The sequence below is a fragment of the Dolichospermum sp. UHCC 0259 genome, from assembly GCF_009711935.1.
Taxonomy (GTDB): domain Bacteria; phylum Cyanobacteriota; class Cyanobacteriia; order Cyanobacteriales; family Nostocaceae; genus Dolichospermum.
Window position 1 is genome coordinate 13,823 of the sequence record NZ_VIKX01000204.1, and the last position, 15,217, is coordinate 29,039.

Genomic DNA, 15,217 nt, shown 5'->3' on the forward strand with positions numbered 1-15,217 from the left:
AAAAGAGAGACCAGTTGTGATTCAACCCCAATCTTATCTGAATGTCGCAGATAATAGCGGTGCTAAAAAACTAATGTGCATCCGCGTATTAGGTGCAGGTAACCGTCGTTATGGTGGCGTAGGCGATAGAATTATCGCCGTTGTCAAAGAGTCTTCACCCAACATGGCTGTCAAAAAGTCTGATGTTGTAGAAGCAGTAATCGTACGTACTCGTAAAGCTATTACTCGTGATAGCGGTATGTGCATCCGTTTTGACGATAATGCCGCAGTGATTATCAACAAAGAAGGTAATCCTAGAGGTACACGGGTATTTGGACCCGTAGCTCGAGAACTGCGCGATAAAAACTTTACTAAAATTGTTTCTCTGGCTCCGGAGGTGCTGTAATGGCAAAGCGCCCACAACCCAAAGTTTTTCATAAAATGCACGTCAAAACAGGTGATACTGTGCAAGTCATCGCCGGCAAAGATAAAGGTAAAGTTGGTGAAGTGATTAAAGCACTACCACAACTGAGCAAAGTCCTTGTCAAAGGTGTCAACATTAAAACCAAGCACGTGAAACCCCAGCAGGAAGGCGAATCAGGGCAAATAGTCACCCAGGAGTACCCCATTCATAGCTCCAATGTGATGCTCTATTCTACCAAGCAAAACGTTGCTAGTCGCGTCTGCTACACTTTCACCGCCGAAGGCAAGAAAGTGAGAATGCTCAAAAAAACAGGTGAGATTTTAGATAAATAAGCTGGTGAATTAGGATGAGATTTTAGATTTTCTACCAAAATCTCAAATCCAAAATCCAAAATCCAAAATCCAAAATCTAAAATTCCCTGACCAAGACCAGGGAATAACAGGACAAACACTATGGCCATCACACGACTCAAAACCGTATATCAAGAGACAATTACTCCCAAGTTGATTAACCAGTTTCAATACACCAATGTGCATCAAGTGCCAAAGGTGATTAAGGTAACTATTAACAGAGGTTTGGGAGAAGCTGCTCAAAACGCTAAATCACTAGAGGCATCCATCAGCGAAATAGCCTTGATCACTGGACAAAAACCTGTGGTAACACGGGCCAAGAAAGCGATCGCCGGCTTTAAAATTCGTCAAGGAATGCCCGTCGGGATTATGGTGACACTCAGAGGCGAACGGATGTACGCCTTCTTAGATCGTCTGATTAACCTGACACTACCCAGAATCAGAGACTTTCGCGGTGTCAGCCCCAAAAGCTTTGACGGACGTGGCAATTACACTCTGGGTGTGCGCGAACAGCTAATTTTTCCAGAAGTGGAATATGACAGAATCGATCAAGTCCGGGGTTTAGATATTTCTATCATCACCACGGCAAAAACCGACGAAGAGGGCCGCGCCTTACTTAAGGAAATGGGAATGCCCTTTCGCGATCAATAAGTTCATCTAAAGAGGGAACGATGGCGGCTAACGACACAATTGCAGATATGCTGACGCGCATCCGCAATGCCACTATGGCAAGGCATCAAACTACGCAAGTACCAGCTACAAAGATGACCCGTAGTATTGCTAAGGTACTGCGAGAAGAAGGCTTTATTGCGGAAGTTGAAGAAGCAGGAGAAGGAATTAAGCGTAACCTAGTTATTTCCCTGAAATACAAAGGTAAAAATCGCCAACCCTTAATCACTGCCCTAAAACGAGTGAGTAAACCAGGTTTGCGTGTTTACTCCAACAGAAAAGAATTACCAAGAGTGCTAGGCGGTATCGGTATTGCCATTATTTCTACATCCAGTGGGATTATGACTGACCGCGAAGCACGTCGCCAAAATCTAGGCGGTGAAGTGCTTTGCCACGTTTGGTAGTCGTCATTGGTCATTGGTCATTGGTCAGTGGCAAAACAACGAAAAACTGACAACTGACAAAAAACAACTGACAAAGAACAAAAAATCATGTCTCGTATTGGTAAACGTCCAATTACCATTCCCGCCAAAGTGCAAGTGGCGATTGATGGTGTCAAAGTAGTGGTGAAAGGTCCAAAAGGTGAACTTTCCCGTCAACTACCTAACAATGTCATACTCTCCTTAGATGGAGAAACATTGCTAGTTACTCGTCGTGATGAAACCCGCACCTCCAGACAAATGCACGGTCTAAGCCGCACCTTAGTGGCCAATATGGTGGAGGGAGTATCCCAGGGTTTTCAACGTCGCTTGGAAATCCAAGGGGTTGGTTATCGCGCCCAACTTGAAGGCCGTAACCTAGTTTTAAATATGGGTTATAGCCATAAAGTGCAAATTGAACCACCAGAAGGGATTCAATTTGCCGTAGAAGGTACTACTAATGTCATAGTCAGCGGCTATGACAAAGAAATTGTCGGGAACACAGCCGCTAAAATTCGTGCAGTCCGTCCGCCTGAACCTTACAAAGGTAAAGGTATTCGCTATGCAGGTGAAGTGGTCAGACGCAAAGCTGGTAAGACTGGTAAGGGTGGTAAGAAGTAAATATGAAACTTACACGCAAAGAATCAAAACAACGTCGTCATCGGCGCGTTCGTGGCAAAGTTACCGGTTCTACAGAACGTCCTCGCTTGGCTATATTTCGATCCAATGAGCATATTTACGCTCAAGTAATTGATGATACCAAGCAAGAAACTATAGTAGCCGCATCAACCGTAGAACCAGAATTGAAATCTAATATCGCTTCTGGTGCTAACTGTGACGCATCAGTGCAAGTTGGTAAATTGGTAGCTGTCCGCGCCCTAGAAAAAGGGATCACCAAAGTTGTTTTTGACCGTGGTGGCAACCTCTATCATGGTCGCATTAAAGCACTAGCAGAAGCGGCACGCGAAGCCGGTCTAGATTTCTAAGTCCGTCAGTAGTCAATAGTCAGTAGCAACTGACAACTGACAACTGACAACTGACAACTGACAACTAAAAGAGAGCATTGATTATGGTAACCGGTCGTCGTAAAGCAAGCCGTACAAAAAAAGAAGAAACCACCTGGCAAGAGCGAGTTATTCAAATCCGCCGGGTGAGTAAAGTCGTCAAAGGTGGTAAAAAACTCAGCTTCCGTGCCATTGTCGTCGTTGGTAATGAACGTGGACAAGTCGGAGTTGGAGTAGGCAAGGCATCAGATGTAATTGGTGCAGTTAAAAAAGGTGTCGCTGATGGTAAAAAACATCTGATTGACATTCCTATCACCAAATCTAATTCTATTCCTCACCCCATTGATGGCATCGGTGGTGGAGCTAAAGTCATGATGCGCCCAGCCGCACCAGGTACAGGGGTAATTGCTGGGGGTGCTGTACGGACTGTATTAGAGTTGGCAGGAATACGTAATATTCTTGCTAAACAATTAGGTTCAAATAACCCTTTGAACAACGCCAGAGCCGCAGTTAATGCTCTATCTACCCTGCGAACATTAAGTGAAGTTGCGGAAGATCGCGGTATCGCCATTGAGAAACTCTATATTTAGTCACCCTTTGTATCAGACTCTCAATCTAAAATCCAAAATCTAAAATCTAAAATCACAAACCAAAATGAGACTTAATGATGTTAAGCCCCAAAAAGGCTCAAAAAAACGCCGTAAGCGCGTAGGTAGAGGTATTTCTGCTGGACAAGGTGCTAGTGCTGGTCTAGGGATGCGGGGTCAAAAATCCCGTTCCGGTAGTGGGACAAGACCAGGTTTTGAAGGTGGTCAACAGCCATTGTACCGCCGGATACCTAAACTCAAGGGCTTCCCCCTGATTAATCGCAGAGTTTACACTACGATCAATGTAGAGAAATTAAATAATTTACCTGCTAACTCAGAAGTAACTTTAGAGTCCTTAAAACAGTGCGGTATTTTAACCACTGTTAAAGGTGAACTGAAAATTTTGGGTAATGGGGAATTGAATGTTCCTCTTCAGGTAAAAGCTGCTGCTTTCACAGGCCAGGCTCGCGCCAAAATTGAGGCTGCTGGTGGGAGTTGCGAAACTGCATAAAGGATTGAGGATGAGAAATCTTATCTCTTGGTGATTGGGGAAGAGGTCATTGGGGAGGAGATCATTGGTCAATAGATACCCTAATCATCTTCATCATATAAATCACGTAAATCATAGTTAAGACTTCATACTTCAAAGGTAAAACTCTATGATCAGTCGAGACAAAGCCCCAACGGCTCAAGAAACTTTTATGCAGATGGCGCAAGCAGCCGGACTGAGAGGTAGGCTGCTTGTCACTGTCGGTATTTTAATTTTGGTTCGCCTGGGTATCTTTTTACCTGTCCCAGGAATTGATAGACCTAAGTTTGCTGAAGCTATATCGGGCAACAATTCCATCTTCGGTTTATTAGATATATTCTCTGGGCGGGGACTCTCTACTTTGGGAATCTTTGCCTTGGGGATTTTGCCCTTTATTAATGCCTCAATTATCATCCAATTGCTTACTGCGGCTCTGCCATCTTTAGAAAATTTACAGAAAAATGAAGGGGAAGCAGGTCGGCGGAAAATATCGCAAATTACCCGCTATGTGACTGTAGTTTGGGCAGTTATTCAAAGTGTGGCGTTTTCGGCCTTATTTCTCCAACAATTTGCCAAGACACCAGGTCCGGTATTTGTAGCAGAAACTGCGATCGCCCTAACTGCTGGTTCAATGTTCGTCATGTGGGCATCAGAACTGATTACTGAACGGGGGATTGGCAATGGTGCATCTTTGTTGATTTTTGTCAACATTGTGGCTTCTTTACCTAAATCTCTGGGCGATACCATTGACTTGGTACAAGTTGGTGGCAGGGAAATTGTCGGGCGCGTCATCGTCCTGTTACTAGTTTTTATGTTCACAATCGTGGGTATTGTGTTCGTACAGGAAGGAATGCGCCGCATCCCTATTATTTCTGCCCGTCGTCAGGTAGGCAGAAGGGTTTTAGCAGAACAGCGGAGTTATTTACCTCTACGCCTTAATTCGGGCGGGGTAATGCCGATTATTTTTGCAGCAGCAATCTTAAGTTTGCCACTTTTAGTCGCCAATTTCACTAAAAATCCCGAATTAGCAAACATTGTTAATACCTATTTAAGTCCCGGTGGTTCTGCACCTTGGGTATATGCCCTCGTTTACTTAACTTCCATTGTTTTCTTTAGTTACTTCTATTCTTCGTTGATTCTCAACCCAGTAGACGTGGCTCAAAATTTGAAAAAAATGGGTTCTAGTATTCCCGGTATTCGTCCCGGAAAAGCTACTAGTGAGTATATTGAAAAGGTCACAAACCGACTGACTTTTTTAGGGGCTATCTTTTTAGGCTTGGTGGCAATTATTCCTACAGCCGTAGAAAGTGCTTTGAAAGTTCCCACATTTAAGGGTTTGGGGGCAACATCTTTGTTAATTTTGGTTGGTGTAGCAATTGATACGGCTAAACAAATCCAAACTTACGTTATCTCTCAGCGTTATGAAGGAATGGTGAAACAATAGTGACGCGATTAATCTTCTTGGGACCACCGGGTGCTGGTAAAGGAACTCAAGCTAAAACCTTGGCTGCATTTTTGCAGATTCCCCATATTTCTACAGGTGACATTTTACGCCAAGCTATTCAAGACAAAACAGCTTTGGGAATACAAGCCCAAAACTTTATGGATAAAGGCGAATTAGTCCCCGACAAATTAGTAGAAGATATGGTTGAAGAACGCCTGAAACAACCAGATGCCCAAACCGGTTGGATTTTAGATGGCTTTCCTCGTAAAGTTACACAGGCAGAGTTTCTGGCAGAATTACTTAAAAGTCTAGGACAGGGTGGTGAACAGGTAATTAATCTGGATGCACCAGATGAAGCTGTGATTACCCGGTTACTAGGACGCGGACGAAAAGATGATACTGAAGAGGTAATTCGTCGCCGCTTAGAAGTATACCGCGATGAAACTGCACCCTTAATTAACTATTTTACAGATCGCCAAAAACTCCTCACAGTCAACGGTAATCAGTCCCAAGAAGAAGTTTTTACTGATTTGAAAAATATCATAGCTGCTTAAAGAAACTCAGGGGTAGCGGTCTATGTCGGCAGAGAGAAAAAACAAAATTTTCCATTGCCTATCACCTCTCCCCTATCTTCCAAGCTAGGCACAAGTCAATTTTAGCTAAGATGTATTAATAAACTGTTGATATTTTCTCTAATTGTGTTCTTGATGCCCATGAAAGTGTACAAGGACAATAGGAGATTGTTGAGTTGAGGAAAAAACTTGTCTAAGCAAGATTTAATTGAAATGGAAGGGACTGTCACCGAATCATTGCCTAATGCAATGTTTCGTGTTGACTTAGATAACGGCTTTAATGTCCTAGCACACATTTCTGGGAAAATTCGCCGTAATTACATCAAGATTTTACCTGGCGATCGCGTCAAAGTTGAATTAACACCCTACGACTTAACCAAAGGTAGAATCACTTATCGTCTGCGGAAGAAATAAATCTATAGTAGGAGTCAGAAGTCAGGAGTCAGGAGTCAGAAGTCAGGAGTATAACTCCCGTGATACTTGATTTTTGGTTAAAATTTTGTACTTAGTCTACCTGCAATCTGGTGTATTTAGAGAATCCTACCATAAATCAACTGGTCTTTTTCTCGTTACATAACTGAAATATTTCTTCTAGAAATGCTATAATTTACTATTTGGAGTCAAATTTAAAAGGCATGAAAGTCAGAGCCTCAGTTAAGAAAATTTGTGAAAAGTGCAGCGTGATCAAGCGTCGTGGTCGCGTAATGGTGATTTGTGAAAATCCCAAACACAAACAACGCCAAGGATAGAAACTATCTATCAAAGCAAAGTTAAATCCGCGACCATTAACCGGACAAGAAAAAACCATCGCACTTTGCTAACTGCAACTACGAAAACAATAGGGAGAGATTCATTGTGGCACGGATTTCCGGCGTAGACCTTCCACGCGATAAGCGTGTCGAAATCGGTCTAACATACATTTACGGAATTGGCTTAACTAGATCACATCAAATTCTCGCAGCGACTGGTGTTAACCCAGATACCCGCGTCAAAGACCTGTCCGATGCTGATGTGGCAGCCCTCAGAGGAGAAATCGAAAGCAACTATCAAGTTGAAGGAGATTTACGGCGTTTAGAAGGACTAAATATTAAGCGTTTAGTTGATATTGGTTGTTACAGAGGTCGAAGACACCGCATGGGCTTACCAGTGCGTGGACAAAGAACCCGTACCAACGCTAGAACCAGACGTGGTAGAAGACAGACAGTGGCTGGTAAGAAGAAAGCCCCTGGCAAATAATTTTTCTAAACTTGCTGCAATTAGCAAGTTGTACCTTAAATTCACTAAAGAAATATGGCCAGACAACCAACAAAAAAATCCGGGAGCAAAAAGCAGAAACGGAACGTACCCAATGGGGTTGCCTACATTCAGTCTACCTTCAACAATAGCATTGTCACGATTACCGATCAAAATGGAGATGTTATCTCCTGGGCAAGTGCTGGTTCTAGTGGATTTAAAGGGGCAAAAAAGGGAACACCCTTTGCCGCACAAACCGCTGCGGAAAGCGCAGCTAGACGAGCCACAGACCAAGGAATGCGGCAAATCGAAGTTATGGTGAGTGGACCCGGTGCAGGTAGAGAAACCGCGATTCGGGCGCTTCAAGGTGCAGGATTAGAAATTACACTCATTCGGGATATTACCCCAATTCCCCACAACGGTTGCCGTCCACCCAAGCGCCGTCGAGTTTAAACTTTTCTCATCTAACAGTTAACTGTCAACTTTTGACTGTTGACTGTTGACCTTTGAATTTTGACTTTTGACTTTACGAAGTGAGGGAGGCTACTCCGTGGCGCAGTTTCAAATTGAATGTGTAGAGTCTAATGCAGAGGAAAGTCGGAGCTATTACAGTAAGTTCGTTCTAGAACCACTAGAGCGCGGTCAAGGGACTACTGTTGGCAACGCATTGCGGCGGGTTTTACTTTCTAACTTAGAAGGGACATCAGTGACAGCAGTGAGAATTGCTGAAGTTAGTCATGAGTTTGCAACAGTTCCAGGGGTAAGGGAAGACGTACTGGAAATCCTCATGCGAATGAAGGATGTCATTCTCAAGAGTTATTCTTCTCAACCCCAAATTGGTCGTTTACTTGTGCATGGGCCAGCAACAGTCACTGTGGCACATTTCGATTTACCTAGTGAAGTAGAAGTGATTGACCCGACCCAGTATATTGCCACCATCGCTGAAGGTGGAAAACTGGAAATGGAATTTCGGATTGAGCGTGGCAAAGGCTACCGGACTGTAGAACGAGGCAGAGAAGAAGCCACATCTTTGGATTTTCTCCAAATTGACTCAGTGTTTATGCCCGTGCGAAAGGTCAACTATAGTGTTGAAGAAACCCGCGACGATGGTTTTTTGAAAGACCGACTACTGTTGGAAGTATGGACTAATGGTAGTATTTCTCCTCAAGAGGCACTATCATCTGCGGCTGGAATTTTGGTAGATTTATTCAATCCACTAAAAGATATTTCCTTAGAACCAACAGACACAAGTTCGGATATGCCGGATGACCCAACCGCGCAAATTCCTATTGAAGAGTTGCAGTTATCTGTGAGAGCTTATAACTGTCTAAAACGCGCCCAAGTGAATTCCGTAGCTGACTTATTGGATTACACCCAAGAAGACCTGTTAGAAATCAAAAACTTTGGTCAAAAGTCAGCGGAAGAAGTAGTGGAAGCTTTACAGCGTCGCTTAGGTATTACTTTACCTCAAGAAAGAAGCTCTAAGCCTAGCTAAATCAAAACCCAATAAATGAAACTTCATTAGTGCATTGTTATGCGTCATCGTTGCCGAGTCAAAAAACTTAGTAAACCAGCGGATCAACGTAAAGCTCTTCTCAGAGCTTTGACAACAGAATTGGTACGTCATGGTCGAATTACTACAACTTTAATCAGAGCTAAAGTTGTCCGCAGTGAAGTAGATAAAATGATTACCCTGGCTAAAGATGGCTCTTTAGCATCTCGTCGAAAAGCACTGGGTTATATCTACGACCAAACTTTAGTTCATGCACTATTCGAGCAAGCTCCTACTCGGTATGCTAACCGTCAAGGTGGTTATACTCGCATTTTGCATACCGTCCCCCGTCGCGGTGATCATGCTGAAATGGCGATTATTGAACTAGTTTAAAGTTATTAGTTATTAGTCATTGGTCATTGGTCATTGGTCAGTAGCAAATAAAAAACAACTGACAACCGACAACTGACAACTGACGACTGACAACTAACAACTGACTAAATTATGTTAGAAAGCCGCCAGCAAAATCAGACTCAACGAGTAGCCTTAGTTATTCAGTATATAGGTACTCATTTTCACGGCTGGCAAAGACAAAAAGGACAGCGAACTGTTCAAGAAGAGATAGAAACAGCGATCGCAACTGTTCTAGGGTATCATGTGACACTCCACGGAGCAGGTCGAACTGATTCTGGAGTCCATGCTGCCGCTCAAGTAGCTCATTTTCAAGCCGCAAGTTTAATTCCTGCTCACAGGTGGGCAAAAGTTCTCAATGGCTACTTGCCCCCAGGTATATTAATTAGGGCATCGGCAGGTGTAAGTGAAAGTTGGCACGCTCGTTTTAGTGCGATTTACCGACGATATCGCTACACTATCTACACTGAAGAGTTACCGAATTTATTCGCGCAGCCTTTCAGTTGGCATTATTATTATGCTCCTTTAGATGAAGCCTTAATTACATCTGCCTTAAAACCACTGCTGGGAAAACACCATTTATCTGCTTTTGAACGGGCTGGGTCAGCGCGATCGCATTCCTGGGTAGAAGTGCAAGCAGTAGAATGTCGTCGGAGTGGATCATTTATCCATATTGAAATTCAGGCTGATGGATTTTTATATGGCATGGTGCGGCTGTTGATAGGAATGGTAGTACAAGTAGGTTCTGGTCAGCGGACTCTAGATGACTTCACCGATATCTGGCAACAGGAACGCCGAGAAGAAGTGAAATATTCTGCACCCGCTCACGGGCTATGCTTGTTGAGAGTCGGTTATCCCGATTTTCCCTTTCCGCCAAAAATTTGGTATGACACCCAACCATACCTAGTCATGAATCATGACAAAGGACAACTGACAACTGACAAAAGACAAAGGACAAACAATGAGTAGTAAAACCTACCTTCCCCCTCAAGCATCTCTTGAGCGTGATTGGTACTTAGTAGACGCGACAGATAAACGTCTGGGTCGTCTGGCGAGTGAAGTCGCTATGATCCTCAGAGGCAAAAGAAAAGCTGAATATACTCCCCATTTAGATACCGGGGATTTTGTGATTATTATCAATGCTGAGAAAGTGGCAGTTACAGGTAAAAAGCGCACTCAAAAGCTTTACCGTCGCCATTCTGGCCGTCCCGGTGGTATGAAAACCGAAACTTTCGCTAAGTTACAACAGCGATTACCAGAAAGAATTCTCGAACACGCTATTAAAGGTATGTTACCTAAAAATAGTTTGGGTAAACAGTTATTTACCAAACTGAAAGTGTATGCAGGCCCAACTCATCCGCATGAAGCACAACAACCCAAAGAAATCACAATTAGTACAATTCCTGGAGAAAACTAATGCAGGTAGCAGAAATTACTAGCGGACGTGCTGTTTATTGGGGTACTGGTCGTCGTAAAGCGTCAGTCGCTAGAGTTCGTCTAGTTCCCGGTGAAGGGAAAATGACTGTTAACGGTAAAGATGGAGATTTGTATTTCCAATTCAATCCTAACTACTTAGGCGCGATTAAAGCACCTTTGGAAACCTTGGGATTGGAAAGCGAATATGACATCGTGGTGAAAGCCGAAGGTGGTGGCTTAACTGGACAAGCAGATTCTATTCGTCTAGGTGTTGCTCGCGCTTTGTGTCAACTTGACCCAGATAACCGTTCACCACTGAAAACTGAAGGCTATTTAACTCGTGATCCACGAGCTAAAGAACGGAAGAAATACGGTTTACACAAAGCCCGTAAAGCACCTCAATACTCGAAACGTTAAGATAGGAGTCAGGATTCAGGAGTCAGGATTCAGGAGTTCAGAAGGAAAAACTTTTACCCAATCCCCAATCCCCAATCCCCAATCCCCAATCCCCAGTCCCCAGTCCCCAATCCCAATTTATATAGATTCCCCACAAAAAAACAATGGCTAAACCTGATATTCATCCCAAATGGTATCCAGACGCTAAGGTCTACTGTAATGGTCAAGTTGTTATGACCATTGGTGCTACCAAGCCCGAACTCCACGTAGATGTTTGGTCTGGAAATCATCCTTTCTACACTGGTACTCAGAAAATGATTGATACGGAAGGTCGTGTAGAACGCTTCCTGCGTAAATATGGTATGTCCAGCACTCAAACTGGCGACGATAATCAAAAGTAGCTGGTTGGCTGTAGCTGTTGATAGCGTGGCGGAAGCCATAGACGACCCTGCATAGTGCTGGGTCGCTTGTCATTTAATGCTTGAGCCAACTTGTTATTTTTTAGGAGCATTTATAGTCATCATGGCAGAATCATACTTACTGGAGAAACTTAAATCTGTTGAACAAACTTTTCATGAATTAACACGCCGTTTAGCCGATCCTGATACCGCTGGTAATCCTGATGAGTATCAAAAAATTGCTAAGTCTCGTTCTTCTTTGGAAGAGGTAGTTAATACCTATGAAACTTGGAAAACAGCCCAGGAGGAATTAGTAGGGGCGCGTCAGATCCTCAAAGAGTCCAATAGCGATCTAGAGTTGCATCAGATGGCAGCAATGGAAGTTAGTGAACTGGAAGAAAAGCTAGAATATTTAGAAAGTCGCTTAAAGGTGTTGCTGCTACCCCGTGACCCCAACGATGATAAAAACATTATGTTGGAAATTCGCGCTGGTACTGGTGGAGATGAAGCTAGTATCTGGGCTGGGGATTTACTGCGGATGTATTCTCGATATGCTGATGTCCAAGGTTGGAAGGTGAAGCTAGTCAGCGAGTCATTGGGAGAAATGGGCGGGTTTAAAGAAGTAATTCTAGAAATTCAAGGTGATAGTGTTTATAGTAAGTTGAAGTTTGAATCTGGTGTACATCGTGTTCAGCGTGTACCAGCAACGGAATCGGGAGGTAGGGTTCACACTTCTACTGCGACTATAGCGATTATGCCAGAAGTGGATGAGGTGGAAATCCATATTGACCCGAAAGATATTGAAATGAGTACGGCGCGTTCTGGTGGTGCGGGTGGACAAAACGTGAACAAGGTGGAAACTGCGGCTGATTTGTTCCACAAACCCACTGGGATTCGGATTTTCTGTACAGAAGAACGGAGTCAGTTGCAGAATAAAGAACGGGCGATGCAAATTCTCCGGGCTAAGTTGTATGAGTTGAAATTGCGAGAACAACAAGATGCTGTGACTTCCATGAGGCGATCGCAAGTGGGTACAGGTTCTCGTTCGGAAAAAATTCGCACTTACAATTATAAAGATAGCCGGGTGACTGACCACCGTTTAGGTCAAAATTTTACCCTTAATCCTGTTTTGGAAGGTGATATAGAGACGGTGATTCAATCTTGCATATCACAAGATCAACAAGAACGGTTAGCAGAATTAGCCGCTTCTGGTTCTAGTAGTTAATTAACTTCATTAACTTCCTAAATATCTTAGAACACCGCTTGTTGTTATTTTTTGTACTCACAGGCGGTTTTTTTATTGGAATAGGATACTATCCAGAATCAGTGCATTTAGATCAGATTTATCGAACCAAGGATAATAGAAAATGGCGCAAAGAAAGAGAGATCAGAATAAGTAGTCTGTATTTTCACTTACAAGCATTGTTAATTGATTCTTGGTTTGGTTTAAATACGACTTTTCAGCAAGCCCTAACTAATTTTTTCCGGATAGAGATGCAATATTCAGCACTTATATTTTAGGGGGTTTTACTTTTTATCAGTGATAAGTAGGCAGGCAAAATTAATTATACAAAAGACTGAGATTTAATGTAGGGGTAGCGCCCTTCTACGCCGTTATTTGGGGCAACCACAGGGGGTTTGCCCCTACGAAATTGATTGGTTGAGAAATTTTGAAAATGTTCAATTAATTTTGCACAGGTACTTGTAAGCGCAGTGACAATCATAAATTTTACACTTACTATTTATCAATTGTGGAGTTAGATTGAAAAATTAGCCTTGAAAATAGGCTTTATTGTGGCAACCATATCTATGATTACCATTTAAAGGTATTCAAATTTAAAATGGGCTAAACGCAATGATTGATACCCTAATAAACGAGAAAGGATCTGTAATCAACAAAGGTGAAAATAATAAGTGTCACTAAATCATGATTTGGAAGTAAATGCTATGACTCAGATTACAAAAGCACTAATATTTTCTGGCGATTTGGCACTAAAATAGCCAGTATTTAGGGTATTATAAAGGAAATAGTTAGATTTAAGAATTTTCCAAGCAGTTTCTGAGTAATCTCTTGGCAGTATGAGTGATAAATCATGACTATCTTTAATTATGCAGATAAATTATTCAGCATTAATCAACCTGGACAAATCGAACAATAATCAGTGGTAAAATAGGTTAATAATTTGTAGTTTTGTCAATCAGGTGTTTGATAATTTTAATAACAATTCAGTAGTCATAATACTTGGTAATTCGGGAATATAGAGGATAAATATTTGACAAACATAATCTCATATAACCCTAAAGTCCGTTATTATTTTGACTAATCTGAATCTCACAAATTTAACAAAGGTATTGCATTTTTTTTGAATCAGCAACATCTAAAAATTTTATTTCTATGTACTGCAAAATTCAGAAAAAATTTAGTAGCTCTACAACCGAATAGAAGTAATAGTTTTTTATTGAATTTAAGATAATGCCCTAATTCCAGTTAATTTATCAAGCTTAATTATGGAAAATATATCACAACTAGGGTCACAAGTTAGAGATAAAACAGCTTACCCAGATATCCTCGTTATTTCTCGAATATTTCGCCCTGATGAGGCTATAATTGGCGAATATGTCTATAATCGCTGTTTACAAGATCCAGATCGGGTAATTGTCTTAGCTGGTGGTTGTGCTGGAGATAAGAAGTTTGATAAATCTCAACAATTTCCTGTTTATCGTTGGTTTAATTTTCCGGTTTGGTGTAATCACTGGCTGGGAAATATAATCCAATCTGGCTTTAATATTATTGCTGCTTTTTTATTAGCTATTAAATTATATTTTCGCTATCATTACCGCTATATTGAATGGTGTCACGGTTATGATTTTCCCGCGTTATTGCTACTCAGTTATATTTTACCAATTCGCTTTTTTATCTATTTGCATGGTAATGATTTAATAAGTGTGGCTAGTAATCCGTTATGGAGATGGCTATTAAAAGTAACTCTCAACCGTGCCGATGGAATTGTTTGTAATAGTTCTTATATTCGCAATTTTTTAAGAAATACTTTTCGGTTAGATACACCCACTCATATCATTAATCCGGTAGTGAGGCCAGAAAGATTTGGCAATCCCACTAGTTTGAGTCATATTGATGATTTACGTAATCGTATTCGGCAGATTTATAATATTCCTGAAACAGCGATAGTTATTCTTTCTGTGGGTGATTTGGTTAAATATAAAAACCTTAATCGGGTCATAGATAATATTCCCGTATTGCTAAATTTTGGTGTGGATGTTCATTGCATTATTTGCGGTGAAGGATCTTGTGAAACCCAGCTAAAATCTCAAGCGGAAAGGTTACGAATTGATCAACGGGTACATTTTGTTGGATATGTACCAGAACGGGATTTAGCTGGTTATTATGCGGCTTGTGATATCTTCGCTATGTTAAATTCAGATAATTATGAAGGTCAAACCATAGATAATTTTGGTATGGTTTATTTAGAAGCTGGTTATTTTGGTAAACCTGTAATTGCTTCTCGTTTAGGTAGTGTTTTAGATACAGTTCATCATGAAGAAAATGGACTGTTAGTAAATCCCGATTCTGGTTATGAGGTTTTGCAAACTTTTAATCGGTTGTGTCAAGATTCACAGCTTCGGGAAAAACTCGGCCGTCAAGGTAAGGAATTAGCGAAACGGAAGACCTATCATCGTTGGTTATATAGTCCTGAATCTTGTTCTTCTTGTTTGTTAAATTAACCACTACCAATGATGGTGACTACTTCTAAGTTATCTTCAATGGTGTAATCTGTGTAAGCTTTTATAAAAACAGTTAGGACAATTAGCCATTAATAGTAGTTTTTCACTCTCCCCCCACTTTCGAGAGTTTATAGGGTAGGTAGAAGTAGG

General features: G+C 41.7%; 22 protein-coding genes. All 22 read left to right on the plus strand.

The genetic code is table 11. From position 1 onward, the window contains the following. The first annotated feature begins 16 nt into the window (after positions 1 to 16). Positions 17 to 385, plus strand: a complete 369-nt coding sequence (rplN, locus tag FJR05_RS16595) for a 50S ribosomal protein L14 (RefSeq protein ID WP_168645129.1) — start codon at positions 17 to 19, stop codon at positions 383 to 385. After that, positions 385 to 735 carry a 50S ribosomal protein L24 gene (gene rplX / locus FJR05_RS16600; RefSeq protein ID WP_027402096.1) on the plus strand — a complete coding sequence of 117 codons (351 nt, stop codon included), beginning with the start codon at positions 385 to 387 and terminating at the stop codon, positions 733 to 735. The genes rplN and rplX overlap by 1 nt, the downstream gene beginning before the upstream one ends. 120 nt (positions 736 to 855) lie before the next feature. Continuing rightward, positions 856 to 1,404 carry a 50S ribosomal protein L5 gene (gene rplE, locus FJR05_RS16605; protein WP_027402095.1) on the plus strand — a complete coding sequence of 183 codons (549 nt, stop codon included), beginning with the start codon at positions 856 to 858 and terminating at the stop codon, positions 1,402 to 1,404. A 20-nt stretch (positions 1,405 to 1,424) separates the two neighbouring features. Beyond that, entirely contained in the window at positions 1,425 to 1,826 is a 402-nt protein-coding gene (rpsH, locus tag FJR05_RS16610; protein ID WP_168645131.1) for a 30S ribosomal protein S8, read from the plus strand. An 87-nt stretch (positions 1,827 to 1,913) separates the two neighbouring features. After that, complete coding sequence (rplF, locus tag FJR05_RS16615) at positions 1,914 to 2,462, plus strand: 50S ribosomal protein L6 (protein WP_027402093.1); 549 nt, start codon at positions 1,914 to 1,916, stop codon at positions 2,460 to 2,462. A 2-nt stretch (positions 2,463 to 2,464) separates the two neighbouring features. Further along, positions 2,465 to 2,827, plus strand: coding sequence for a 50S ribosomal protein L18 (gene rplR / locus FJR05_RS16620; protein WP_168645133.1), 363 nt, complete (start codon positions 2,465 to 2,467; stop codon positions 2,825 to 2,827). Positions 2,828 to 2,910: 83 nt separating this feature from the next. Beyond that, a complete protein-coding gene (gene rpsE / locus FJR05_RS16625; protein ID WP_027402091.1) occupies positions 2,911 to 3,435 on the plus strand; it encodes a 30S ribosomal protein S5 in 525 nt (174 codons plus the stop codon). A gap of 64 nt (positions 3,436 to 3,499) precedes the next feature. Next, a complete protein-coding gene (gene rplO / locus FJR05_RS16630; protein ID WP_168645134.1) occupies positions 3,500 to 3,943 on the plus strand; it encodes a 50S ribosomal protein L15 in 444 nt (147 codons plus the stop codon). Positions 3,944 to 4,091: 148 nt separating this feature from the next. After that, on the plus strand, positions 4,092 to 5,405 hold the full coding sequence (gene secY, locus FJR05_RS16635) for a preprotein translocase subunit SecY (RefSeq protein ID WP_168645136.1): 1,314 nt from the start codon (positions 4,092 to 4,094) through the stop codon (positions 5,403 to 5,405). Further along, positions 5,405 to 5,959 (plus strand): adenylate kinase, encoded by a 555-nt coding sequence (locus FJR05_RS16640; protein WP_168645137.1) that lies wholly within the window; start codon positions 5,405 to 5,407, stop codon positions 5,957 to 5,959. Before secY ends, FJR05_RS16640 begins: the two co-directional genes overlap by 1 nt. A 207-nt stretch (positions 5,960 to 6,166) precedes the next feature. After that, entirely contained in the window at positions 6,167 to 6,391 is a 225-nt protein-coding gene (infA, locus tag FJR05_RS16645; RefSeq protein WP_006276978.1) for a translation initiation factor IF-1, read from the plus strand. Positions 6,392 to 6,612: 221 nt separating this feature from the next. Beyond that, the gene (rpmJ, locus tag FJR05_RS16650; RefSeq protein ID WP_015079193.1) at positions 6,613 to 6,726 is read left to right on the plus strand and encodes a 50S ribosomal protein L36; all 114 of its coding nucleotides are present in this window, start codon (positions 6,613 to 6,615) and stop codon (positions 6,724 to 6,726) included. Positions 6,727 to 6,832: 106 nt separating this feature from the next. After that, complete coding sequence (rpsM, locus tag FJR05_RS16655; protein WP_096669278.1) at positions 6,833 to 7,213, plus strand: 30S ribosomal protein S13; 381 nt, start codon at positions 6,833 to 6,835, stop codon at positions 7,211 to 7,213. A 54-nt stretch (positions 7,214 to 7,267) separates the two neighbouring features. Further along, positions 7,268 to 7,663 (plus strand): 30S ribosomal protein S11, encoded by a 396-nt coding sequence (gene rpsK, locus FJR05_RS16660; protein WP_015079191.1) that lies wholly within the window; start codon positions 7,268 to 7,270, stop codon positions 7,661 to 7,663. 97 nt (positions 7,664 to 7,760) lie between these two features. Continuing rightward, positions 7,761 to 8,705, plus strand: coding sequence for a DNA-directed RNA polymerase subunit alpha (locus tag FJR05_RS16665; protein WP_168645138.1), 945 nt, complete (start codon positions 7,761 to 7,763; stop codon positions 8,703 to 8,705). A 39-nt stretch (positions 8,706 to 8,744) separates the two neighbouring features. Continuing rightward, the gene (rplQ, locus tag FJR05_RS16670; protein ID WP_096669274.1) at positions 8,745 to 9,095 is read left to right on the plus strand and encodes a 50S ribosomal protein L17; all 351 of its coding nucleotides are present in this window, start codon (positions 8,745 to 8,747) and stop codon (positions 9,093 to 9,095) included. A gap of 111 nt (positions 9,096 to 9,206) precedes the next feature. Next, the gene (truA, locus tag FJR05_RS16675; RefSeq protein ID WP_174783744.1) at positions 9,207 to 10,082 is read left to right on the plus strand and encodes a tRNA pseudouridine(38-40) synthase TruA; all 876 of its coding nucleotides are present in this window, start codon (positions 9,207 to 9,209) and stop codon (positions 10,080 to 10,082) included. Next, the gene (gene rplM / locus FJR05_RS16680) at positions 10,075 to 10,530 is read left to right on the plus strand and encodes a 50S ribosomal protein L13 (RefSeq protein ID WP_168645140.1); all 456 of its coding nucleotides are present in this window, start codon (positions 10,075 to 10,077) and stop codon (positions 10,528 to 10,530) included. Before truA ends, rplM begins: the two co-directional genes overlap by 8 nt. Then, positions 10,530 to 10,946 (plus strand): 30S ribosomal protein S9, encoded by a 417-nt coding sequence (gene rpsI / locus FJR05_RS16685; protein ID WP_039201058.1) that lies wholly within the window; start codon positions 10,530 to 10,532, stop codon positions 10,944 to 10,946. Before rplM ends, rpsI begins: the two co-directional genes overlap by 1 nt. Before the next feature lie 143 nt (positions 10,947 to 11,089). After that, entirely contained in the window at positions 11,090 to 11,326 is a 237-nt protein-coding gene (gene rpmE / locus FJR05_RS16690) for a 50S ribosomal protein L31 (RefSeq protein WP_039201059.1), read from the plus strand. Between the two features lie 121 nt (positions 11,327 to 11,447). Further along, on the plus strand, positions 11,448 to 12,548 hold the full coding sequence (gene prfA / locus FJR05_RS16695) for a peptide chain release factor 1 (RefSeq protein WP_168645142.1): 1,101 nt from the start codon (positions 11,448 to 11,450) through the stop codon (positions 12,546 to 12,548). A gap of 1,283 nt (positions 12,549 to 13,831) precedes the next feature. Then, positions 13,832 to 15,067 (plus strand): glycosyltransferase family 4 protein, encoded by a 1,236-nt coding sequence (locus FJR05_RS16700; RefSeq protein ID WP_168645144.1) that lies wholly within the window; start codon positions 13,832 to 13,834, stop codon positions 15,065 to 15,067. Positions 15,068 to 15,217: the final 150 nt, after the last annotated feature.